The following is a 24,042-nucleotide window of genomic DNA, read 5'->3' as shown; positions in this document are numbered from 1 at the left end:
AATATTGCAACCTCAAAACTGGTCCTATAGCTCAGTTGGTTAGAGCACCTGACTCATAATCAGGTGGTCCCTGGTTCGAGCCCAGGTGGGACCACCAGTAAAATAAAGCCTTCCAAGACAATTGGGAGGCTTTATTTTTTTTAGGTCAAACATAGGTCAAACATATAATTTTAATTATTACTTTGCGGTATTAATTAAGCAGTATGTTATCCAATTTAACAGATAATCCACTTCATATTTTTCATTTAATTTACTTTGAGGATTTTTTGAATATTCTCAAGCAAGATTACTATTCCAATAAAGTTTATTTAAAAGAAATTTTAGTCGTAGAGAATTTTGAAGAATACCCAAATGAAAAAGATTATATTCATTCCTTTTTTCAAGAAATAAGGAAAAAGATAGTTAATAATATTGTTAAAGAAATTTCAGATTTAAATGAACTTGAAATTGAAAACTACATTAGTACTTTAATAAGCAAACTCAATAATTACAAATCAAATATTGACCGCATTAAAGATTACCAAGAAGATGTAAATTCTGAATTAGAAAATATCATTAAATACATTAAGATAAACTATGGCGATGTATTAGAGAATGTTGAAATTAAACATAATACTTCTATTTACTTTAATTTAGGTTCTGACTTAACTCCTTTTAAATTTTTAGATGATTTATTATACAGTGATGGGTTTGAAAGATTAAGCCAATCATATGATTATAAAACAATACATACCAAAGATTACAGATATATTTTTCATAGGGATGAAAAAATATTTTTTGAATCTTGGGTACAGAAAAAAGACATGAGTTATCAAATGGATTTTCCAAAATATAGTAAAGTTGTAAGTGATTATTATTCTACTGCTGGTTTGGAAATAGTGCATAATAACTCTCAACAAACTGATTTTAAGAATTATTTAATTCAACAATTAGATACTTTGTTCAATTATTATTTAAAAGCAGAAGATTTAAAGAAACATGAATTTGAATTAATTTGCCATTCAGTAAATAATATTGTATCAGTATTGTACTCAAAATACAAATCATTAAATATAAATCATAAATTATATAGAATTATTATTGAAGGCGATGACGTTAGTAAATCTGATTTTAAACCAAAAAGAAATTTAAGAATAGAACTTTTTATAGATTTATATACAAAGTCAGAAGAAATTGAAATGTTTGATTCAGAGGAATTATCAGAGGATGATTTTTTGAGTATTTTGGTTTATAAGGAAAGTGAGAATGATTTGAAATTGAAGTTTACAAAATCAAATCCTTTTATTGCTTACTACTTAAAATCAATTGAAGTGTTTTTTGATAATTTGAATCCTCTTACCATTGAAAAAAGTCAACAATTTTATAATAAACAAAATAAGCTTATCAAATCATCAGATTTATATACCGCATTATCAAGAGGAAATATTGAAAACACCAGATTGAAAAGTGATATAGATTTATTAATAAATAAGCTTACTGAAAAATATTTAGAATAAGTGTCTTACACTTTACCTTACATTTTGTCTTACACCCTTATTACACTGTAGAAATAAGGGTTTTTTTATGCGCTTACTTTGCTTCAGTAATAACAGGAAAAGCGCTTTTCCATAATTTTTTAAGATTATGGACTTATTCCAAAAACTAAATGAAATTGAAGCATTATTAAAGAGACAATATGCTTTAGGTAAAGAAATTTTAACTCTTGATGAGGGTGCAGATTATTTATGTTTATCAAAATCTGCGTTGTATAAAATGACCAGCAAAAAGGAAATTCCTTTTTATAATCCTGGAGGAAAAAAAATTTATTTCAAAAAGTCAGAACTTGATAATTGGGTTTTGAATAGCAAGTCAATTTCTACTGAAGAAATAGAAGATGAAATAAATTCATATTTAGGTCGAACTCAAAAATCAAGATTATGATTGATTTTGTAAGAGTTCACTATAATGATAAAATCAAATTAGAGACTTTTATCAAAGACCCAAATAATTTTGAGAAGATGTTTTCTGTCTTAGAATATCATTCAGCAGAAGTATTATATCCTTATAAAGTTAATCTCGAAAATATTGAGGTTGTAGTTAATGAGAAAAGTGGATATGCAAAGAATTCAATTCACAAACTGAATAATTTGTTGATTGAGGGTAAAGAACACAATCATAACGATTTTACTTATTCTCAATTATGTTCTGTTATTGATTACTTAAGAGATAATGTTATTGAAATAACGAATAAAAAACTAACACAACTTGAATTCGGATTTAACTTAAGAGTTCCTATTCCAGCTCAAGAATTAATTTCAAAAAGTGTATTAATGCACAATTTTGACAGACATTCTATGATAAATAAGTTTAAAGGAAAAGGTTACTTAATGAGTTTTGAACATTTCAATTATATCATAAAAATTTATGATAAAGCAAAACAATATAAACTTAGTAATGAGAATATTTTAAGATTTGAAATTAAGTTTTTAAGCTCAAAAGAATTTAACCCACTTGGTGTTTACAATTTAAATGATTTAAAAAATAAAGAAGTACTTGAAAACTTATTTGACTATTTACTAAAGAGATTTAATGAGCTATTAATTGTTGATGATTACTCTGAGGATTTAATTTCTGAAAAAGACTATGAGAAGTTAAACATGTATTCGAGTTTCATTTTTTGGAATAAACTAAATGAGGCAAATAAAAGACAAGTTAAATCCAATCATAAGAAAAGGTATTTAGCTCTTTTAGAAAAGCACAATCTTCAGAAAGTAAAAAATCATTTGAGAATACAATTAACAGAAAAGTTCAATCAATTATTAAGCAAATAAAAATATTGACAAATTCCACACTTCCTATTGTTAGAATTTGTCAACTCAAAATATAAAATTATGGCAAGTATAAAAATATTATTAAGAGATAAATCAACAAATGAAGGACTTTATCCAGTTATATTGAGAATAACTAATAACAGAAAGTCAAAGATTATTTCATTAGGATTTAAGTGTAATTTATTAGACTGGGATGAAGTTAACATTCAATTTAAGAAGACATTTCCAAATCATACACAAAGTAATTTGTTGTTAGCTAAGATGAGAGAGAAAGCTTTGAAGATTATCAATGACTTTGAATTAGAAGAGATAGATTTTAGTCTTGACCAATTTGAAGAAAAGTTTAGAGGTATTGAACCTAATAAAATTACTGTGTTAGAATTTTGGAATGAAGTAATTTCAGATTTGAATAAGTCAGGAAAAGCTGGAAATGCAAAAGCATTAAGTGAAACAAAGAAATCCGTATTTAATTTTCATAAAAAAAACAACTTGATGTTTAAGGAGATTACACCAACTTTTTTGGAGAAGTACGAAGTTTATTTGAGAGAAAACAATAATTCAGATGGAGGGGTAGCTTTTAAAATGAGAGAATTACGTTCACTATATAATAGAGCAATCAAGAAAAATGTTATTGATGAAAAGTATTATCCTTTCAAGGTTTATAAAGTATCTAAGTTAAAAGTTGGAAATATTAAAAAAGCATTAACAAGAGAAGAGGTAAGATTGATAGAGAATTTTGATGAAACAAAATATCCAAATCTTGCAGAAGCTAAAAGAATTTTTCTCTTTTCTTATTACTGTAGAGGGATGAATTATTTTGATATTATGATGTTAAAATGGTCAAGTGTTTCAGGAGATAGAATAACCTATATTAGGTCAAAAACTAAAGGGAAGTTTAACATCAACATACTACAACCTGTCAAAGAAATTTTAGATTCTTATAGAAATAGACCATCAACAACAGATTATGTTTTCCCAATATTATTAAGTAATAATTTAACTGCAACTCAAATTCAAAATAGAAAACACAAAAAGCTAAAAAAGTTTAATAGTGACTTGAAGAAAATTGCAGGAATAGTTGGGGTTGATAAACCTTTAAGTAGTTATGTAGCAAGGCATAGTTATGCAACAAATTTAAAACAAATTGGAGTTTCAACTGACATAGTATCTCAATCTATGGGACATAAAAATGTTGCAATCACAACAGCATATTTAAAAGATTTTGAAGATGATGTTATTGATAAAGAAAATGAAAGATTAATTATGTAAAAATATTTATCTTTAAAACCTATATTTAGGTTTATGGAAGAAAATAAATTAAGAGCAGCATTACAGGAGAAAGAAATTGTGTTTGAACAACACTTTTATTTATATCAAAAAAATGTAAGAAGGTTTGAAAATTACATAAAATATGATGCTTTCAAAGACTTAAAATTAATTTTTGAAATATATTCTGAAATTTTTCATTTGAGAGGTTATAATTATAATAAATTAACTCCTGATAAAATGGAAAAACTGTTAACTCCTTTTAGCATAAGTGAACAAAGGGAATTGTTAAACCATCTTATTAAATCACTTTCTAAAAATGGTAATGATGATGAAGCCAAAGAGATGATGTGTATTTTAAATGATGTTGAATTAAAATATTATTGGGAAAAAATTAAAAATGGGCAAGATTTTTTTACCAGTTTGTTTAAATTATTTCTTAAGGGTATTTCTTATAATTTATATATTTTATTATTAATGATTATAATCTATTTGTTTTTTTCTACTTTAATATTTTGTGATGCTAAATTTGAAATATTTGCAATAATTGAGGTCAAAAAAATAAGTTTTACAGAATGTGTGTGGTCAAATAATTTTGCAAACCTAATTTCTTATTTATTTGAATTAGATGAAAAAATGGAGGTAAAACCATTAAACTTTTGGGGAGTTATCTTATTAGCTTTTCAAAAAGCATTTTTATTTTTAGTTATAGGGAATTATTTAATAATGGAAATGTTTAATAAAATAAAATTACAATAAATGACATTAAACGATATTGATTACGATATAAGGAGATTCAATTCTTTTATTCTTCGTATAGTTTTGATTATTATACTTGTAAGTATAATAATATTTAATCAAAATTTTTTTAGTGATTGGATTTACTATGCTTCATTAATAATATATATTGCTCTACTTTTTTTGAATTTATTTTTTGTTAAAATTGAAAGAAAAGGAGTTGTAAGGTTGGTTTTAGATTTGGCAATCATAAATATATTCTTGTATAATAAAGACCTTAATTATATTTTAAATTATTTGCCTTTTTTTCTCTTAATTTATAATGTACAAAGTCATTCCAATAAAAATGACAAACTTATATATTTTGTCTTAGGAGTACATTTGTCACTATTGAATATTGATAAATTTAGTTTAATATTAACACATCATTTGATTCCAATAATATTTTATTTTTTTATCTTTATTTTGAGTATAAGGAAGTCATTTTTATTTGTAAATCAGGAAATTATAGTTTTAATTGGGGATTTGTTTATTGAAAATGTAAATGAGAATAATAGTCATAAAATATTAAAGGATGTAATAACTAAAATTAATGATTCTAAGGTCAAAATTATAAATCAAGTAGATGAGATTTTTTTATTTATTAATAATAGTGAAAAACTGGTATTGATAAAGGCATCAAAGTTTGTAATTAATAATGACATTACTTCATCATTGGGTTTGAACAATTAATAGTTGGGTCAAAGATTAAAAAAAATCCTCTTAAAGATTCTGTGACCATTGATAATATAAAGTATCAAAATTGTTATTGGTTAAATCATAAAGTTCAGAATAAAGATTATTACTTTATGATTTCTTTGAAAAAAGAGAATGTTTTTAATGAATCATTGATTTCTAATTTAAGACCAATTTTTGAATACATAGCGAGGATTTTTTTTATGAGTAATTCTTTGATTGAGGTAAATAATCATAATCAAAAAATAATTAAACAAAAAGTTGCCTATGTTTTTGATGCTCAAAATGCTTTACACTTTGTGAAGAATAAATTATCTCCAGTAACTGCAACAATTGGTTTGATAGATAGATACTTTAAACAGGAGATAAACTCAGAGCAAAAAAAATATATTGAAGGAAGATTGAAGAATAATAATAACAGTAATGAAATAAAAGGAATCATTAAAAAAGCAGAAATTTTAATAAAAGGGGTAGATAATATTATTGATGAAAATGACGAAATAATTTCATTAAAAACTTTGGTTGATGACATAAGAAAACATTGGTATTTTCATTTTAATAATATAGATGATGTAATAATTAATATAGATGATTTATCTGATTTTGATATTGAAATTAATCAAATGATGTTTGATTTTGTCTTTACAGATATAATTGAAAATATTAACAAGTATGGTACTCATGTTAGAAAAGTTGAAATTTCAATCCAAGAAGATTTTGTTACTATAAAATTTGTTAATGAGATTAAAGATTTTGAGAGAAACAAACTCGATTTAGATGAAATAGTTAGTCTATATAATTTAAAGGACAATGATGAAATTTATAGTAGAAAAACTCATGGTCTAAGTTTTATTAGAAGATTATTAAGAAAGAAAAATATAAATAATAGAATTTTTATTGATCAAGAAAATAAAACTTTCAATAACGAAATAAAAATTAAGAAGTTAAGAAATGAAAATATTAGTGTTTGAAAATGAAATTCCAAAGGTAAAGGATGCTTTTGTAGATGTTAATGAATTGGATTTTAATAATGAGTTATCAGTAAAATATATTGATAAATCTCAAAATTTTGGAGACTATAAAAACGTGAAAGATTTTGACCTAATTTTTGTTGATATAGATTTATCTCCTACAAGTGAAAAAGATGGTTATGGAGTAATTGAGGATATTAAAAGATTTGGAAATGACAACATAGTTGTTTTGACAGGAAATTTGGTTGAAGAGGAATTAAAAAAAAGAGGGTTAAGTGAAATAAAAATTCTTTCTAAACCTATTTTTTTAGATGAATTAAAGGATGTAATAGATGATTTTGTGAAATAAATTTAAATTTAGAATAAGAATATTTAAAGGGAGCATTTGCTCCCTTTTTTTATACCTAAAAATTAAACAATACAATTATGCAATTAAGAAAATCAGAAAGAAGTAAAGCAAAAATCAAGATGGCTTTACAAGGACCAAGTGGTTCAGGAAAAACTATGAGTGCAATTTTAATTGCACAAGGATTGACAAATGGAAACCTTAATAAAGTTGCCATCATTGATACAGAAAATGGAAGTGCTGACTTATATGCTCACTTAGGAAAGTTTAATGTACTTACATTGAATAATCCACATTCACCTGAGAGATATATTGAAGCAATTGAAGTTTGTGAAAAAGCAGGTATGGAAGTTATCATTTTAGATTCAATCTCACATTGTTGGGATTTTCTACTCGATTATCATTCTTCTCTTGCTGGTAATTCATTTACCAATTGGAATAAAATCACACCAAGACAAAAGGCTTTTGTAGATAAGATACTCAATAGCAATTCTCATATCATAGCAACTATGAGAGTAAAACAAGATTATGTTTTATCTGAAAAGAATGGTAAAATGGTTCCTGAAAAGGTAGGTTTAAAAGCTATACAAAGGGATGAGATTAGCTATGAGTTTACTATTGTGTTTGATATTGACAGTAAACATTTTGCTACTTCAAGTAAGGATAGAACTTTACTATTTGAAGGCAAACCACAATTTATCATTAATACTCAAACAGGAAAGAAAATCTTGAATTGGTGCAATAGTACCATGACAAAAGAGGAACTCAAAGTAAAAGTAATTGAATGCAATACTTTGAAAGAACTTACTGAACTCTATCAAAATAATCTTGATTTGGCTAAAACCATTGAGAAAGATTTCATTAATAAAAGAGATTTACTTCAGAACCTAATTAATAACGCAATTAAACCAACAAATGGAAATGGAACTACACACAATTGAAACTGATGTACAAATACCAGCAAAGCAAATAATTATTCCTTCTGCTGGTTTTCACAGAGAAGTGCCAACTTATAAAAAGACTTCTCCATTTATAGAGGCTAACACAGAAGAGGTTAGCCTTTCACAATTAAAAGAAGACTGCATTATTCCTGTATTCACAAAGGATAACGAAATTACCATATCTCACCAAGAGTTTATTGATTCTGCTTTTGCTGGTATAAGTAAATTATTCCCAAATGAAGTGATAGATACTCCTGAAATTAGGACAAGTCATTTAATTAGAGGTAGAACTCCTGATGCTTTACATGTACCAGCAAAGGAATTATTGGAACATCAAAGAACAATGTACTATGAGAGAATGGCTTTCATTATCAGGATTTCTTCAATTACTGAAAATATTAATGGTAATGAATTAGCTTTAACCATAGGCGGAGTAAGAAGTTACAATTTGGAAAACCTTTACAACAAAAAGACTTTTGAAAAGTTTAAGTTTTTTATTGGCTTCCAAAATATGGTATGCTGTAATCTTTGTGTTTCTACAGATGGATTTAAAGATGAGATTAAAGCTACAAGTAGTCAGGAGCTATCAGGTAAAATCATGGAAATTGTACAATCATATAATATACACCAGCAAATAAAGAGTATGAATGATTTAGTTGATTATAAATTAACTGAAAAACAGTTTGCTCAAATTATTGGTAAAAGTAGATTGTATAATTATTTACCAAAGAATGAAAAAGCATTATTACCTGAATTACTTATGAATGATGGACATATCTCTGCTATTGCAAAAGATTATTACAATGATGAAAGTTTTTGTAGAGAGAGTAATGGAGAAATTAATCTTTGGAACATATATAATCTATTTACAGGAGCTAATAAAAGCTCTTATATTGATACTTTCCTTGATAGAGGAGTGAATGCCTTTTCATTTGCAAAAGGCATCTCAAATGCACTAAGTGATAGTAATTCTAACTATTCTTGGTTTTTGAGTTAAATGTATCCAATCTCTTTTTAAATTAGAGATTGGATTTTTTTAAATTTTACTTAATTATCTGAGTGAGAATTATATTATTTCCAAATATTGTTTTTTTATCTTCAATCTTCATTTTTAAACCAGAATCAAGTAATAATTCAAATTCTTCTCTATTACTTATGGGTTCAAGATATAATGCATTAATTCCTTTAGGTACTTTAATTATGATGATAGTTTCATTTTTTAATGGAGAATAATTACTTTCATAATCTTTTCTGTAAAACAAGTCCAATGAAGTGCTTAAAAAGGCTAATTCTTGTATCACTCCATTCTTCTTTAGTTGTTTTCTTTCTAAATAAACTTCTTTTAAAAATGTATTACTAATTCTTCGAGTTACTACAAAATTTGACTTTAATGGAAACTTTTCTATTTCTTTTTTTAGAATTTCTGTATGTTTTAGAATTTTATTAATTATTAATGATTTTTGATTATTAGGCAGTATGCCTCTTAAGTTATTGTTAATTTTTTCGTGAAAATAACCTGTGTAATATTTTATTATTGTATAAGGTAATAATTCCGTTCCATCAAAAAAATGAGAATTATTATACTCTTTTTCAATTTGTAATGAATAATTTTGATACATTCCCATGGCATTATCAATTTCCGTTGTATTGATAAAAAATGAATATCCATTAGGCTTAAAGTCATTGTTTATAAGTTGAGTTATATATTTTTTATATAAAATTTCAAATAAAATTTCAACTACTTTTTTATAACTATATCCCATTATCTTTTTTAAACTGTTCTCCAATAATATTTATAGTTTCATTTTTAAATTTAGTTGCTAATAAAGTAGCATTCCATTTGATTAATTCTTGAATGTTTTTTCTTACTGATTCTTTTTTTGTTATAGATAATTTTTCTTTCCATCTTTCTAAAGAACTAATCAATCTTATTACTACTTCTTCTTTACTATTATTTAAAGAAATTCCCTTTTTTAATGATGAAAAATGAAGTCCATAGTATATGTATATATTTTCATCCTTACTTCCTTTAGAATATATTAAAGAATCATGAAGTGAATTCATAATGGTTGTAGAAAATAAATTTGAGTAAAAATGTTCAGCACTTTGCTTCGCTACATCATTATTAATATTCCACAAAGTTCCTATATAACCTCTTGCACCTGAACTGATAAAATGGTCAGCTATATCAGACCAAGACCAGCAGGTATTGTTAAAAATAATGGGAGAATGAATACCAGCAATAATGTTAAACATAGCTTGATAGTATGATGAATAACATTTTATTGCACATGAATTTGTTATTGAATCTTTAGGTTTCCTAATCATGTTTTCTCTTTTTGATATTTGATTTAGCATATCTGAATATACATAATGGGGATAATTTTTACTTCTAAGTTCCTCACTTCTCCAAATGTAACCATCAAATTTTCTCCATAGGTATTTAAATACTACAGGTACTTTTTCTTCAGGATTCTTAAAATCTATTTGTGTTAAATCAAAAGTTACTACTTCATCATATTCTACGATATGTTTATTACCATCTCTATCAATAAATTCAAAACTAACATCATAGCCTCCAATTTCTCCACCATGACTACAAATATGTAATAAATTAAAAGGGAACTCTTTTATATGATAATCAAGATTGATTGCATTTGCATTCTTATCAACTAATTCAGCTACATAGTAATTATTATTCTTTAAAGTGTTAATTATATTATCAGTTTCTTCATCTATAAATTCTAAAGGAGAAAATACAATTGCTGAATTTATATTAAAAGCATTTTGATAATAAATAGCATTAAAGACAAAAAAGTCAGGATTTATATAAAGATGTACATGAGTGCAGGGTATCACATTTTTTATTATTAGTGAATATGGAATCCCAACAGTAAAAAAAGTTGCAAATTGATAAGATGCAAAATCAACATTTTCAATACTTGGATAAATAAGTGAGCTTAAATCATATAAGTAGCTATCATTATTACTATTCTTCCATTTTTCTATGAAATCTGAAATTTTTCTTTTATCAATATCTATTTCTGGAATTACATATAAGGATAAATTTAAGGACGTCGCATATATAACACTTATAACGCATGAAACCTTATTAATGTCTTCAACGACAATAATGCCTGAATTAGCTTCAAGTGTGATTATAACTTCTTCAGCTTGTTCATCTATTTTTAAAATAGAATTAGACTTTATAGCTTTGTGTAATCCATTTAAAATATCACAAGACCTACATTTAAGAATGTTTTTTTTTGAATTAAATGCTTCAAGATTGGTCTCAACATCATAGTAGTTTTGAATTTCTATTACGTTGTATTTTTCTAAGAAAGTTAGATAACTTTTTTGTTCTTCACTTAGTCCTGCTATTATTAAATATTCGCAACCATAAACTTGATTAATCGCGTTTTTAACTTTAATATTAAACTCATTTGCAATTGTTCTTGATATATGATGTTCATCAATATCATCATCTAAATAATCATAATGTTCAGTTGTAACTGAAGGGAACTCAAAAATCAAATTATACATATTGGGAGAACTAATATAGCTTGTAATCAATGCTGCCAATTCTTTATTATCTCTATTTATTATACAAATAAATCTATTGTCAATTTTAGGTGGGCTATAATTCATTTTCAATTTGTTTATATATCATGGTTTCACAGAAAAAATAATAATTTTCAGTCAGATGTTGTTGCAACATCTCTAATTGATTAACATCATTATTGTCAAACGAATACCTATTAAATAGATTTTTGATTTCATTAGATAGTTTTATGTCTAAGTGCTCTTCAATTCTATTTAGGCTTTTCTGAGATTTTTTTATCCCTTCATTCAGAAAATTATCAATAACTCCTTTATATCTTAAAAAAATAGATTCTCCAAAAGAATCTTTTATTTCTTTGGCTATAGATAAAACTTGGTTTGTTAGTTCCTTCATGTTAGAAATTTCTCCCATGATATTTTCATAATCCTGAATTTCCCAGATAATTTCATTCCAAAAAGATAAGTCTAAATGTGAAATAATATTATTTTCAATTTTGGAAAAAGTATTGAAATACATAAAAATATTATCTTCATCAATATCATTATCAAGATTATGTAGTGATATTTCTACTGCTCTTTTGTTTAATGCTTTCCCTTCAAAGAGAGGAATATAAATTACTGAATCAATATTTGATTCAATAATTATTCTTTTAAAACTAAAATAGTCTGAGTTAATGGAGTTTTGGATAAATATACGTGCAACTATAAGTGATGTCAAATATGTTTGAGAATTAACATCACATGTTAATAACAGTGTTTTTCCAAGCTTACTTTTTGAATTATTTATCTCAATTGTATATGATAAACCAAAATCTTCAAATATTTTTTGTCTTTCTTTTTTTATTTTTTTTGTTAGATTTTCTTTAGTTTCAGAAAACATTGCAATTGCATTTTTACGAACTTTATTGTTGATATTCCCTTTTTGATTTAAAATTTGTTTCCAACAATAAAACATAGTTATAAGATTATCTTCTTCAGATTTATTCATTCTGTCTAAATCTGACTTATTGAAAAATTTATTAAAATGTTTCTCAAAAATTGTTATATATAAACTATGATTAATTAATGCATTTTTTATATTGCTGGTAATAGCTCCTGAATGATAATCATCAATACTGTCTATTTCTGTTCTTATTTTATATAATGACAAAATATTTTGCCCAATTTGATTTAAAAAATTCTCAATTGAAGAGAAATAATCCCTTTGGGCTTTTCTGAAAGATTCGTACTTTATTAAAGAGATTGATTTGATTTGTTTATCTTCATGAGATTCTTGATTTTCAGTTATAGTATTTCTTGATTTCCCCTCTGATATATACCCCCAATTATCGGATATGTTTTTAGGTAAAGGAATCGTTTTTATTTTCTTAATCTCTAACTCTATTTCAGAGATGATATCTATGAAAAACTTAAAATTATTAGTTCGAAAATAATCTGAAAAAGAGTTAATTAATTTAGAGCTTAGTTCGTTATATTTATTCCTCTTAGCTTGTATTGCTTCAATATACTTTGACCAACTCTCATATCTGTATTGGTATAAGTACAAATTATTAATTAGGACATTAATTTGAACAAGATAGGGTATTGGTAAATTTTTATTTTCAATGCTTTTTTCAGAAGGATCATAAGGCATATTGATTCCAAAAAAGTTTTTGCCTATTCCAACTATATTATACTTCTCTTTAAATGGAAAAACATTTCTCAAGAGGTCTATTATTTCCATTGTTCTGTCATTAAAAAAATTGTTTCCTGAATTAGAGTTGTCTTCAAAATCAACAGGATTATAAAAATAAACACATTCAATATGTTCTTGAATATCTAAGTTAATAATGTTATATCTGCTTCTGAGATTTGATATTGCATAAGTTTTTATATCTAAAAGTAATTTATCATATGATTTATAATATTCTAAACCCAAAATAAGTTCTGAAATATTTCCTAATGATGTGTTATTGGCTTGTATTAACTTGATTATATTGTCTTTATTCAAGTTAACTTTTACTTTATCATTTAATTTTAAATGACTAATCCAGAATAAAAACCTACCTAAAGAACTTAAATCTGTATCCAAAAAACATTCAGAGTTAAAACTTTTTTTATTTTCTAACCAAATTTTCACATATTCATATACATCTTCTTTGGGGGTAAATTGAGATTGTATTTTTTCTATATTTTCATTGACTTCTTTCGGTATATATTCTTTAAATAAATCATGAAGTGCTCCACTTGTAACCTCAGAATAATCATATGGAATAATAAAATTCCATAAGCCTCTGTAATTGTTATAAAGAGTATCAAAGACAACTTTGTTTTTAATGAATATAAAATCATAAATACCTTTCCATAAGAGAGCATTAAAGACATTGTTTAGTCCTGTAAAAGAATTTAATTGAATATTAGTTAATTGTATATTTAAAGTTTCAACACTATAACCATTATCAAAACTATTAAGTAAAAATATTTGCAGGTCTTTTTCGTCAATAAGGGAAAGAGATTTATCTATATAATGGTTAATATCAATATAATCATTTTCTGAAAATAATATCTCACATAATAATTTTGAACGTATAGGGTGTAAACCTGTTAAGTATTTTTTATTTTCATTAAATTTTAATAAATATTCATTTTCAAGTAAATCAACAAAAGAGTTAGATATTCCAATATTTATATTTAAACTTGTAATCAGAGCAACATAATTAATCTTTGAGCTATAAGAATCACATAGACATACAAATCGTAAAATTTCAAGTTCATCTATTCTGTTTTCTTTTTCAAGTCTTCTAACTTGATTTTGTAATCTTACTTTAAGCTTGTCACCTTGATTAAGAAGATAGACATATTCTAACAACATCCCTCTTTCCCCATGTTGAAGCCAAGATTCTTCAAAATCAGTAAACTTAAGGTCTAATTTATATTCTGATAAAGATTTATAAATTATTTCAGCTTCTTTTTTATCAAATGTTAATTCTAAATCATCAAAATCAAAATCAACACCTAAACTGGTTCTATTCCAATCTTCTTGTCGAATTGTAATTAAAAAATTGAGATTAGATTTTGTAGAAAGCTCCTTTAAAACCTCATTCCAGTAATTATTTTCGGGAGATACATCTATGTACAGGGTTATTGGGAATTTTAACCCTTTTGAAAGAGAATCTAAACAGTTTATAGTTTCAAAAACTTCCCCTAATCTGTCAGAAAGTTTTAATTCATAGGCTGTGTTACTGTCTACATAATTGTGTAGATAACGGTATGCTAATGTGCTTTTTCCTTGTCCTGATGCTCCATGAATAAAGAAAATATTAGTTTTCTTTAGTGAGGAATTTATAATTTCAAGTTTTTCATTTCTTACTACATCAAGGTTAGCAAGAATATGCTCAAATTTTGCAGAAACACCATAATAAAATCCTTTATGTAAAAGATTTGTATCTTCATTTTTTAGGCTTTTGATACTTAAAGGAATAATTGAATTTCCGAATTGATTATTAAATGAGCTTTGTTCACTTAAAAACTTTCCAATTTTATTTAAATCTTCAAATAAATTTTTAGTTCTTATTTCTTTCTGATTCTCACCTGATTTATAAATCCAGAATAGCAATAATTCCAAAGCTATTTCAGGATTAGTGAAGATGTTATAAGACTTAATAATGCTAATTATCTTATTTACAAGAGTTTCTTCATCGACTATTTCAGGACTACAATAGCTGGTCAAAGTTTTGTCAATATTTATTTTTTTAAACCCTTTCTTTTGAAGTTTTTTATTTAATTTTTCTTTGTCTGTTAAATCATCGCTTATTTTATTAAAAGACACTATTTTTACAATTACATCAGGGTCTTGCAAGACTAATTCTTCAGCTCTTTTAAAAAATGAATCTTTTTTTGAGAACATATCAGAAAAACTTAGTGTTTCTCCTTTATTTTTAATCTGTATAGTTTCTATATATTTATAAGATGAGTCTAAAATATCGAGGTCTTCATATTTACCTTCTACTTTGAAAATATATTCCTCATTATGATTGCTTAATATTCTGTATAATGAATATAAAAATTGTGTACGGTAACCTTTTAATGCTGAAATAGCACTCATATATTATTAATTTATAAATTTCTAAAAAAGAACTACTTGCTTATTGAGTACTAAATTAATAAGATATTTGAATTTTTATATTTTTTAAAAAAAATCAACACAAAAAATAGGCATTTTTGAGACACCCTCACAAACTACCCCCACCTATCTAAAGCTCATCGAAATACCCCCACCCATTAGGAGCAATCCAAAATTTACCAGCAGGATTAATGATATTCATTTGTAGTGAATGTTTTTATCCTTCTGCTGGTTTATCAAAGGTTGTTACAAATTTTATGTTTAACTCAAAAAACTAAAGAAATGGTAAGAATTGTAAACTATCAAAAAAGAACAACGGAGGAGGGAAAAGATTTCTTCGTGTTAGAGATTCAAGGTGGAATTGAATTAGTAAAATCCAAAGCTACTGGGAAACATTATGTAACTGCAAGAAAGGCAAACATTGCAAGTACATTTGATGAAATGACTTGTCAAGCTTTAATTGGTTCTGAATTGCCTGGTAAAGTAGAGAAAGTTACTTGTGAGCCTTATGAGTATGTTATCAAAGATACTGGTGAAGTTATCACATTGGCTCACAGATTTGAGTATGTTGAAGAAAACCAGCAACAAGAAAACGCTATTACATCACATGTTGAGAAAAGTGCTACTAAAGTAGATGATTTCATTCAAGGAATTGATGAAGAACATACCTTTTCCAAAAATGGTGTTTTAGAACATGCTTAACAAATTGCAGTATTAACCTTGTGTCTGAAATTTATACAAACTCAATAAGAGAAGATTATAAATTTCAGACACTCTTTTATTTTTTTAATCATGGAAAATAATGTTGCCGAAATTCAGGTTAGCTATTCAACCAATAGCAGAGTAAGACCAAAAGTAGCTTGTGGAAAGTCAGCCTTTGATTTGTTATACAATTCATGGTCGCAAAATACAATAGAACTTCAAGAAGAATTCAAAGTTCTATTATTAAATAGAGCAAATAACGTATTAGGGATTTATCCTCTTTCAAAAGGTGGTTCTGCTGGAACTGTAGTCGATTTAAAATTACTTTTTGCTGTAGCTTTAAAGTGTAATGCGACTTCAATAATTGTTGCACATAATCATCCAAGTGGAACACTAAAAGCAAGCGAACAGGATATTAAAATTACTAAGAAAATTAAAGAAGCTGGAAATTTATTAGAAATCACACTTTTAGACCATATCATTATTACCAAAAACAACTTTTTGAGTATGGCTAATGAAGGATTATTTTAAGTTCATGTAAATGTGAACGTATTCAAAAATCCATCTTTATGATAGTAAATTGAAATGTGTAAAAAATTTAAGATTATTATAAATAGCTTTTTCTTAATTTTATCTTTTATGACAACTTTAAGATTGTGGAGAAGAGTTTAAATGAATATCCTTTAGAATACCAAAACCAAATTTTAAGAGAAGTACTTTTTACTTTCTTCCCTTTTACATTTGAAGACATGCAGGATTATGAAAGTAATATTGATTTTAAAATACTTTCAAAGAACCAGTATGTAAATTGGAATGAAGAAATACTTATAAAATTCAAAGATAAATGGGATTGGGAAGCAATACAAACCAATCCCTTAATCATTGCGTATAACAATTTAGCAGTATTGTTTCCTGAAATTGCTGGTTTACCAGCAGTAAAATGTAAATGTGAAAATCAATTATCAGCTTGTAATCGTGCTAAAATTTGTTACATCGAATACAATGATGAATTAATGAAAAAGGACATGAAGAATCCTAATCATATACATTTTACACATTGGGTAAATTTCCTTATTGAGGAGTCCTATATAAATAGCGAAAATTTAAGTTACTACCTTTTGTATGATACTGTAATAGAAGATGGAAATACTTATAATACTGAATCTATTAATCCTGAAAATGTAGAAAAAAACAATAATCAGATTAATAGAGAAGATGTTCCTTTTTAGAATTTGAATAATTCTACAAGTTCTACATTCAAAGCTTTGGAAATTTTTTCAAGTGTTGTAACCGTCATATTGGTTTTTCCAGCTTCCAATCTGCTCATGTTACTTTTGTCATAATTGATTTTAGCAGCAAAATCCTGTTGAGATAAATTTTGCAATTCCCTCAGTTCTTGGATTCTTTTACCAATTTTCTTAAGTGTATTATTTTCAATTTTAGACAAATCAGAGTTGTATTTTACGACAAGTCAAAATTTGTTATAAATTTGCTTAGTTGGTTATCATAAAGTACAACTGAAATTTATTTAAAGATTAAATGAAAAGAATTGAAGTTTTATTATTAACTGTAATTGCTGTTATAGTTGTCTTATTCATCTCATGCTTTATTTACACAAAAGAGCTAAGACATTTAATTGCAGACGAAAAGAATTTCATTATTTTCTTTCTACTCATGTTTATTGCTTTACTAATAATTAACTCCTATAAAAAAGTTGACAAAGAAGATTCTCAGAAAGGGTTAGGGTATTTGTCAATTTTAAGCATTTCAATATTTACATCATTTGCTCTCTTTGTTGGAATGCACATTATACTTTTTATTACAGAATGGATTAAATCACTTTTAAATTAAATACAAAACAACATGAAAAAAATTATATTCGTTTTAGCTCTATGCTATTCTTTAATTGCAAACTCTCAAAATCAAACAAAGAATTATTATTTTGATTTAGGAGAAGAATTTTTATCAAAGAGAGATTATGTTAATGCTTTAAATAATTTTGATTTGGCGATTAAAAGCAAAAGCTTTTCAAAAGAAAACCAAAATTTAAACTATCCGTTAACTAACTCCAAATTGTATTATTTCAAAGGTTTTACTTTGTTTAAAACTAATAGATATGCTGAAGCATTAGAATATTATAACCTATCAATTAGTTCAATGAATACAAAAGAGTATTATTGGAATCAAGCTCTTCAGGAAAGAGCGTTGTTAAAATGCCAATTAAATCATTTTGACAGTGCAATTGAAGACCTAAATACAATAATCAATAATTATAATGATTCCAAAGCTAATTATGGATTACAAATATTTTTGAAGTTAAATAAACCAGCAGAGATAAGTAGAGCTTATTGTCTAAGAGCATTTGCTAAAATAAAAATTAATCAATTTAAGGCAGCTTATGAAGACGTTGATTTAGCACTTTCATATAATCATGAAAATAGCGAAGCTTATTTATATGGCGGTTTATGTATGTTGAATACAGGAGAAAAAGACAAAGGTTGTTTGAAATTGATTATCGCAGAGAGTTTGGGTAATCAAGAAGTCAATCCCATATTTGAAAAATATTGTACAAATTAATCTACCACCTTTTAGGTGGTTTTTTTATGCTTATGGTAAAACTATCAATTCCTTTGTTCAGATTAGGAGAAGAATATGAGTTACATGAGTTTGATTTAAATCCTTTAGGTTGCTTTTTAGCTGAAAACAATTTTGCTTATGAATTATATAGATATAGAAAGATTAGAAAATATCAGATTTATCTCTTTTATAATTGTGATATTTTAAGTGCTTTTTGTGTATTTGATAATAAGGAGAATTTAATTAAAATTAAAACAAAGCGAAATTTTAAAAAGGAGATGGTTTTAAAAATTATAACAAAATTTAAAGAATAAGTTTTGTAAAATAGATATTTAGAATATATTTGCACCTCGAATGAAAAGGTTCTGAAAAAGACCAATTGAATTTGAGGTCAAACATAGGTCAAACATTTTTGCTGAAAAGAGTAAAAATCTGAAAACAAAAGAAACTATTAATATTAGTAAATCATTTGTTTTCAAACATTTACAAAGAAAAGCAATAATCTGTAAGACATTTGTTACAGTCTCATAATCAGGTGGTCCCTGGTTCGAGCCCAGGTGGGACCACAAGTTGAAAGAAATAGTCGGTAAAAGACTATTTTTTTTAGCTGATGAGGAAGAAATTAAGATTTTTTTAAGTTTTTTTTTAAAAATCATTGATTAATATAAAAATATTTTTATTTTCGTGTTTTCAAAAGCAATGTTTTAACGACTTTGTTTGCAAATCGTTAATAAATAATTAAGAAAACCCATTTTCTTCCATTAAAGAATAAAAATTTATACTTTAGGCCTATGAAATTAGCAGTACAAAAAATAGTTTTAGTTTTCGTGGCATTACTAAATGTTGATATGGCTTTGGCAGCTGATCCGACCCCGCCGCCACCAACGCCACCACCACCGCCAGGTTTACCTATTGATGGGGGATTAGTATTTTTGTTCTTCTTGGCATTAATATTTGGCTATTTTATATCAAAAAAATATATATCAGCAAAAAAAAGCTCTTTTTAAAAAAGAGCTTTTTTTGTTATTGTTACTACTGATTTAATTCATGGATTCGTTTTACATATTTGCCTAAAACATCAAATTCTAAATTGACTTCTGTTCCTTTTTTAAATGTTTTGAAATTAGTGTGCTCATACGTGTAAGGTATAATGGCTACGCTGAATTCATTTCTTTTGGAGTTGACTACTGTTAGACTGGTTCCGTTTATGGTAATTGACCCTTTTTCTATTGTAATGTTGTTGAGCTTGTCATTATATTCAAAGGTGAAAAGCCAGCTTCCGTTTGTTTCCTGAATATTTATGCAAGTTCCTGTTTGGTCAACATGGCCTTGAACAATATGTCCGTCTAAGCGGTCTCCTAATTTCATGGCTCTTTCTAAGTTGATTAAGTCTCCTTTTTGCCACAATCCTATGTTGGTTTTGTCGATGGTTTCTTTAATTGCAGTGACAGTGTAGTTGTTTTCGTCTATTGCTACAACTGTGAGGCAAATGCCGTTATGAGCTACACTTTGGTCTATCTTTAATTCGTTAGTAATGGTGGAGTTGATTGTAATATGGAGGTTATCTTGCTCTTTTTGAATATCTTCTACTGTTCCGAGTGTTTCTATAATTCCTGTAAACATAACTGATTTTATTTTATTAAATTTGCAGTTCAAAAATACGTAAATAATAATAACCGAAAATGGTTAAAAAGGTAGAAAATATAATAGTTGGTATCTCAATAGGTGATTTGAATGGGATTGGGCCTGAGATTGTTTTGAAAACTTTTGAGGACAATAGGATGTTTGATTTTTGTACGCCGGTTATTTTTGCCAATACAAAAATAATTTCCTTTATAAAAAAAACATTAAATGCAGAGGTTAGTGTTCAGGGAATCGATAATTTAGAACAGATTGTCCCGGGTAAGCTGAATGTGTTGAATGTTTGGCGGGAAGGTGTGAATTTAGATTTTGGTAAAGCAGACGACAATGTCGGACGTTATGCCGTTAAATCGTTTGTAACTGCTACCAAAGCCTTGAAGGATGGTTTTGTCGATGTTTTGGTTACTGCTCCGATCAATAAATACAATATTCAGTCGGATGAATTCAAGTTTCCGGGACACACAGATTATTTGAATCAGGAAATTGAAGGGAGTGCTTTAATGTTGATGGTGAGTGGAAACTTGCGAATAGGTTTGTTGACTGATCATGTTCCTGTAAATGAAATTACAAAATATCTGACTCCGGAATTCCTGGAATCAAAAATAAGAACCATTCAACAATCTTTAATCCGGGATTTCGGAATTGTAAAACCTAAGATTGCAGTTTTAGGACTTAATCCGCATAGTGGAGACAATGGAGTTATAGGAAAAGAAGAGCAAGATATTATTCGTCCCAAAGTTGAAGAATTATTTAATAGCGGAATAATGGCTTTCGGACCTTATTCTTCAGATAGTTTTTTCGGATCGAATCAGTATGAGAAGTTTGATGCTATATTGGCAATGTATCATGATCAGGGTTTGATACCGTTTAAAACGCTGTCTTTTGGTAATGGGGTGAATTATACTGCAGGATTGGAAAAAATAAGAACATCTCCCGACCATGGTACGGCTTATGAGATAGCCGGAAAAGGAGTGGCTAGCTATAATTCTTTCAGAGAAGCAGTGTATCTTGCGATTGATGTTTTTCATAAAAGAAATGAATATCAGGAGCTTATACAGAACCCTTTGAAAATAAAACAAGGGTAGTTGTAAACAAAAAAATGTTTATAACTGGTTTTGGATTTGTAATAATTTTATATATTTGCATCCCTTTTAGAGGGTAAACTGTTGTTATGAAGAATATTAAAGAATATTTGATCCCGTTTTCAGGATTAAAGATAGGTAAGCATCAGTTTGATTATCAGATAGATAATTCGTTCTTTAAACACTTTAATTATGATGAGTTTGATGCGGCTGATATTAAAGTGAATATAGTTCTGGAGAAAAAAAGTACAATGTTGGAGTTGGCTTTTAAGCATAAAGGAGAAGTTAGAGTGCCTTGTGACTTGACTAGTGAATATTTTAATTTACCTGTAAAAGGAAAATTAAAACTAATAGTGAAGTTCGGAGAGGAGTTTAATGATGAAAATGAAGAATTGCTGATATTGCCACACGGAGAGTTTCAAGTAGATGTTTCACAGTATATCTACGAGATGATAGTGCTTTCAGTTCCGGCTAAGAGAGTGCATCCGGGAGTGAAAGACGGAACTTTACAAACGGACGCTTTACAGAAATTGGAGCAGTTGGCTCCGAAAGAAGAGAAAAAAGAAAAAGAAGATATAGACCCAAGGTGGGAAAATTTAAAAAAACTATTAACGGATAAAAATAAGTAAAAATGGCACATCCTAAGAGAAGACAGTCGTCAACAAGAAGAGATAAAAGAAGAACGCACTACAAAGCATCTGTTCCACAGATCGCAACTTGCCCGGTAACAGGAGAGGCTCATTTGTATCACAGAGCTTACTGGCATGAAGGTAAATTATATTACAGAGGTCAGGTAGTAGTTGATAAAACTGAAGCAGTAGCGTAATTGTTTTAAAATACAGAAAACTCTCACGAAGTGAGGGTTTTTTTGTTACTAGTACAGCTCTTTTATTTAGCATTGGTTTTATAATCGTATATTTTTTTGTAATTTCCACCACTTTTTTAGGAGATTACAAATTTTTGGTGCGCTAAAAATAACCAAGGCTGTTTTTCTATATAAAAAAGTAGTTACCATTTTTTAAAAAATTGACAAATGAGTAAAATAACGGCTGCCATTACAGCAATCGGTTCTTATGTGCCTAAATATGTTTTGTCTAACCAGGTATTGGAAACAATGGTAGACACTAACGATGAATGGATTACAACCCGTACAGGGATAAAAGAAAGAAGGATTTTAAAAGAGGATGAAGGAGTCGGGACTTCTTATTTAGCTATAAAAGCAGCTCAGAACCTTATAGAAAAGGCAAATCTTGATCCTAAAGAAATTGATCTGGTTATTATGGCAACTGCCACACCGGATATGCCTGTAGCTTCAACAGGAGTTTATGTAGCAACACAGATCGGAGCGACCAATGCTTTTGCTTTTGACTTGCAAGCTGCCTGTTCCAGTTTTCTTTACGGAATGTCAGTCGCATCTGCTTATATTCAATCAGGAAAATATAAAAAAATATTATTAATAGGTGCTGATAAGATGTCATCTATAATAGATTATACAGATAGAGCCACTTGTATCATTTTCGGTGATGGAGGTGGCGCTGTTTTATTTGAACCTAATGAAGAAGGTTTCGGTCTTCAGGATGAAGTATTGAAAAGTGATGGCGTAGGGCGTGAATTTTTAAAGATCGATGCAGGAGGTTCAATATTGCCGGCTTCAGAAGAAACAGTTAAAAATAAGCAACATTATGTTTTTCAGGATGGAAAAACAGTATTCAAATATGCTGTTTCCGGAATGGCTGATGTGAGCGAGAAGATCATGCAGCGAAACAATTTGTCGCATGAGGATGTAAATTGGCTGGTTGCTCATCAGGCTAATAAACGAATTATTGATGCTACAGCAAACAGAATGGGAGTTGATGATTCAAAAGTTCTGATTAATATTCACAAGTATGGTAATACAACTTCAGCTACATTACCGTTATTACTTTGTGAATTCGAAAAGCAAATTAAAAAAGGAGATAATATAATTTTTGCAGCATTCGGAGGTGGCTTCACTTGGGGAGCTATTTATCTGAAATGGGCATACGATACAAAATAACAACAAGCTAAACCAAATTTCAAAGAGTATGGATATTAGAGAAATTCAAAACCTAATTAAGTTTGTAGCTAAATCTGGTGCTACAGAGGTGAAGTTAGAAATGGAGGATTTTAAAATCACCATTAAAACCACTCAGGAAGGAACTGAAACAACTTACGTTCAACAGGTTCCTGTAACTACAGCTTTGCCACAGGCTGCGGCTCCTATGCCAGTTGCTCCTACAACAGCAGCTGCGCCGGTTGCTCCGGAAGTTAAAAGTTCAGAAGAAAATAGTAAATATATCACTATAAAATCTCCTATCATCGGTACATTCTATAGAAAGCCGGCACCGGATAAACCTGTGTTTGCAGAAGTAGGAAGTACAATTTCAAAAGGAGATGTGGTTTGTGTGATTGAAGCTATGAAACTATTCAATGAGATTGAGTCAGAAATTTCAGGGAAAATCGTTAAAGTATTAGTAGACGATGCCTCCCCGGTAGAATTTGATCAACCTTTATTCTTAGTAGATCCATCTTAATAAAGTTAGAAATTAGAA

26 protein-coding genes and 1 tRNA gene are annotated in these 24,042 nt (G+C 27.6%); 22 read left to right on the top strand and 5 right to left on the bottom strand.

Features of this window, described 5'->3' with window-relative positions; translation table 11 throughout:
* Positions 1 to 20: 20 nt before the first annotated feature.
* The 11 genes from DI487_RS04920 (at position 21) to DI487_RS04870 (ending at position 8,804) form a co-directional block, all read left to right on the top strand.
* A tRNA-Ile gene (locus DI487_RS04920) sits at positions 21 to 97 on the top strand.
* A 106-nt stretch (positions 98 to 203) separates the two neighbouring features.
* Positions 204 to 1,496 carry a hypothetical protein gene (locus DI487_RS04915; protein WP_109568672.1) on the top strand — a complete coding sequence of 431 codons (1,293 nt, stop codon included), beginning with the start codon at positions 204 to 206 and terminating at the stop codon, positions 1,494 to 1,496.
* Between the two features lie 127 nt (positions 1,497 to 1,623).
* Entirely contained in the window at positions 1,624 to 1,920 is a 297-nt protein-coding gene (locus tag DI487_RS04910; protein ID WP_109568671.1) for a helix-turn-helix transcriptional regulator, read from the top strand.
* Positions 1,917 to 2,810, top strand: a complete 894-nt coding sequence (locus DI487_RS04905) for a hypothetical protein (protein ID WP_109568670.1) — start codon at positions 1,917 to 1,919, stop codon at positions 2,808 to 2,810. Before DI487_RS04910 ends, DI487_RS04905 begins: the two co-directional genes overlap by 4 nt.
* 60 nt (positions 2,811 to 2,870) lie before the next feature.
* The gene (locus DI487_RS04900) at positions 2,871 to 4,079 is read left to right on the top strand and encodes a site-specific integrase (RefSeq protein WP_109568669.1); all 1,209 of its coding nucleotides are present in this window, start codon (positions 2,871 to 2,873) and stop codon (positions 4,077 to 4,079) included.
* Positions 4,080 to 4,112: 33 nt separating this feature from the next.
* Positions 4,113 to 4,835, top strand: a complete 723-nt coding sequence (locus tag DI487_RS04895; protein WP_109568668.1) for a hypothetical protein — start codon at positions 4,113 to 4,115, stop codon at positions 4,833 to 4,835.
* Positions 4,836 to 5,546, top strand: a complete 711-nt coding sequence (locus DI487_RS04890; protein WP_109568667.1) for a hypothetical protein — start codon at positions 4,836 to 4,838, stop codon at positions 5,544 to 5,546.
* Between the two features lie 116 nt (positions 5,547 to 5,662).
* Positions 5,663 to 6,520, top strand: coding sequence for a hypothetical protein (locus DI487_RS04885; RefSeq protein ID WP_146193367.1), 858 nt, complete (start codon positions 5,663 to 5,665; stop codon positions 6,518 to 6,520).
* Positions 6,501 to 6,869, top strand: a complete 369-nt coding sequence (locus DI487_RS04880) for a response regulator (protein WP_109568665.1) — start codon at positions 6,501 to 6,503, stop codon at positions 6,867 to 6,869. Before DI487_RS04885 ends, DI487_RS04880 begins: the two co-directional genes overlap by 20 nt.
* A gap of 77 nt (positions 6,870 to 6,946) precedes the next feature.
* On the top strand, positions 6,947 to 7,807 hold the full coding sequence (locus DI487_RS04875; RefSeq protein WP_109568664.1) for an AAA family ATPase: 861 nt from the start codon (positions 6,947 to 6,949) through the stop codon (positions 7,805 to 7,807).
* A complete protein-coding gene (locus DI487_RS04870; protein WP_179948691.1) occupies positions 7,782 to 8,804 on the top strand; it encodes a DUF3871 family protein in 1,023 nt (340 codons plus the stop codon). Before DI487_RS04875 ends, DI487_RS04870 begins: the two co-directional genes overlap by 26 nt.
* A gap of 46 nt (positions 8,805 to 8,850) precedes the next feature.
* Here DI487_RS04870 and DI487_RS04865 read toward each other — a convergent pair whose 3' ends face one another.
* The 3 genes from DI487_RS04865 to DI487_RS04855 are packed head-to-tail and all read right to left on the bottom strand — an operon-like array spanning position 8,851 to position 15,452.
* Positions 8,851 to 9,570: an ADP-ribosyltransferase gene (locus DI487_RS04865; protein ID WP_146193365.1), complete on the bottom strand. Its 720-nt coding sequence runs from the start codon at positions 9,568 to 9,570 to the stop codon at positions 8,851 to 8,853.
* Positions 9,560 to 11,455 (bottom strand): hypothetical protein, encoded by a 1,896-nt coding sequence (locus DI487_RS04860; protein WP_109568662.1) that lies wholly within the window; start codon positions 11,453 to 11,455, stop codon positions 9,560 to 9,562. The genes DI487_RS04865 and DI487_RS04860 overlap by 11 nt, the downstream gene beginning before the upstream one ends.
* Complete coding sequence (locus DI487_RS04855; protein ID WP_109568661.1) at positions 11,445 to 15,452, bottom strand: hypothetical protein; 4,008 nt, start codon at positions 15,450 to 15,452, stop codon at positions 11,445 to 11,447. The genes DI487_RS04860 and DI487_RS04855 overlap by 11 nt, the downstream gene beginning before the upstream one ends.
* Before the next feature lie 300 nt (positions 15,453 to 15,752).
* On the opposite strand from DI487_RS04855, the gene DI487_RS04850 reads away from it, so the two are divergent.
* From DI487_RS04850 to DI487_RS04840, 3 genes are all read left to right on the top strand, one after another.
* Positions 15,753 to 16,172, top strand: coding sequence for a hypothetical protein (locus DI487_RS04850; RefSeq protein WP_179948690.1), 420 nt, complete (start codon positions 15,753 to 15,755; stop codon positions 16,170 to 16,172).
* Positions 16,173 to 16,262: 90 nt separating this feature from the next.
* Positions 16,263 to 16,703: a JAB domain-containing protein gene (locus DI487_RS04845; RefSeq protein ID WP_179948689.1), complete on the top strand. Its 441-nt coding sequence runs from the start codon at positions 16,263 to 16,265 to the stop codon at positions 16,701 to 16,703.
* 125 nt (positions 16,704 to 16,828) lie between these two features.
* Positions 16,829 to 17,401, top strand: coding sequence for a hypothetical protein (locus tag DI487_RS04840; RefSeq protein WP_109568659.1), 573 nt, complete (start codon positions 16,829 to 16,831; stop codon positions 17,399 to 17,401).
* On the opposite strand, the gene DI487_RS04835 is transcribed toward DI487_RS04840, so the two are convergent.
* Positions 17,398 to 17,619 carry a helix-turn-helix domain-containing protein gene (locus DI487_RS04835; protein ID WP_245896534.1) on the bottom strand — a complete coding sequence of 74 codons (222 nt, stop codon included), beginning with the start codon at positions 17,617 to 17,619 and terminating at the stop codon, positions 17,398 to 17,400. The genes DI487_RS04840 and DI487_RS04835 overlap by 4 nt on opposite strands.
* Positions 17,620 to 18,035: 416 nt before the next feature.
* On the opposite strand from DI487_RS04835, the gene DI487_RS04825 reads away from it, so the two are divergent.
* From DI487_RS04825 to DI487_RS04810, 3 genes are all read left to right on the top strand, one after another.
* Entirely contained in the window at positions 18,036 to 18,749 is a 714-nt protein-coding gene (locus DI487_RS04825) for a hypothetical protein (RefSeq protein ID WP_109568657.1), read from the top strand.
* Positions 18,737 to 19,063 (top strand): hypothetical protein, encoded by a 327-nt coding sequence (locus DI487_RS04820; RefSeq protein WP_109568656.1) that lies wholly within the window; start codon positions 18,737 to 18,739, stop codon positions 19,061 to 19,063. Before DI487_RS04825 ends, DI487_RS04820 begins: the two co-directional genes overlap by 13 nt.
* A 477-nt stretch (positions 19,064 to 19,540) precedes the next feature.
* Positions 19,541 to 19,756, top strand: a complete 216-nt coding sequence (locus DI487_RS04810) for a hypothetical protein (RefSeq protein ID WP_109568654.1) — start codon at positions 19,541 to 19,543, stop codon at positions 19,754 to 19,756.
* Between the two features lie 25 nt (positions 19,757 to 19,781).
* Here DI487_RS04810 and DI487_RS04805 read toward each other — a convergent pair whose 3' ends face one another.
* Positions 19,782 to 20,372, bottom strand: coding sequence for a riboflavin synthase (locus DI487_RS04805; protein ID WP_109568653.1), 591 nt, complete (start codon positions 20,370 to 20,372; stop codon positions 19,782 to 19,784).
* A gap of 59 nt (positions 20,373 to 20,431) precedes the next feature.
* On the opposite strand from DI487_RS04805, the gene pdxA reads away from it, so the two are divergent.
* The 5 genes from pdxA to accB all read left to right on the top strand — a co-directional run bounded on the left by pdxA (position 20,432) and on the right by accB (position 24,024).
* The gene (gene pdxA, locus DI487_RS04800; protein WP_109568652.1) at positions 20,432 to 21,475 is read left to right on the top strand and encodes a 4-hydroxythreonine-4-phosphate dehydrogenase PdxA; all 1,044 of its coding nucleotides are present in this window, start codon (positions 20,432 to 20,434) and stop codon (positions 21,473 to 21,475) included.
* Between the two features lie 86 nt (positions 21,476 to 21,561).
* On the top strand, positions 21,562 to 22,101 hold the full coding sequence (locus tag DI487_RS04795) for a YceD family protein (protein ID WP_109568651.1): 540 nt from the start codon (positions 21,562 to 21,564) through the stop codon (positions 22,099 to 22,101).
* 2 nt (positions 22,102 to 22,103) lie between these two features.
* Positions 22,104 to 22,298, top strand: coding sequence for a 50S ribosomal protein L32 (gene rpmF / locus DI487_RS04790; RefSeq protein WP_109568650.1), 195 nt, complete (start codon positions 22,104 to 22,106; stop codon positions 22,296 to 22,298).
* Positions 22,299 to 22,505: 207 nt separating this feature from the next.
* On the top strand, positions 22,506 to 23,507 hold the full coding sequence (locus DI487_RS04785; protein WP_109568649.1) for a beta-ketoacyl-ACP synthase III: 1,002 nt from the start codon (positions 22,506 to 22,508) through the stop codon (positions 23,505 to 23,507).
* 28 nt (positions 23,508 to 23,535) lie between these two features.
* Positions 23,536 to 24,024: an acetyl-CoA carboxylase biotin carboxyl carrier protein gene (gene accB / locus DI487_RS04780; RefSeq protein WP_109568648.1), complete on the top strand. Its 489-nt coding sequence runs from the start codon at positions 23,536 to 23,538 to the stop codon at positions 24,022 to 24,024.
* The last annotated feature ends 18 nt before the right edge of the window (positions 24,025 to 24,042 follow it).

Origin of the sequence: Flavobacterium sediminis (assembly GCF_003148385.1) — a bacterium.
GTDB classification, from domain to species: domain Bacteria; phylum Bacteroidota; class Bacteroidia; order Flavobacteriales; family Flavobacteriaceae; genus Flavobacterium; species Flavobacterium sediminis.
The sequence above is the reverse complement of the archived record's forward strand: the minus strand, read 5'-3'. Positions and strand labels throughout refer to the sequence as shown.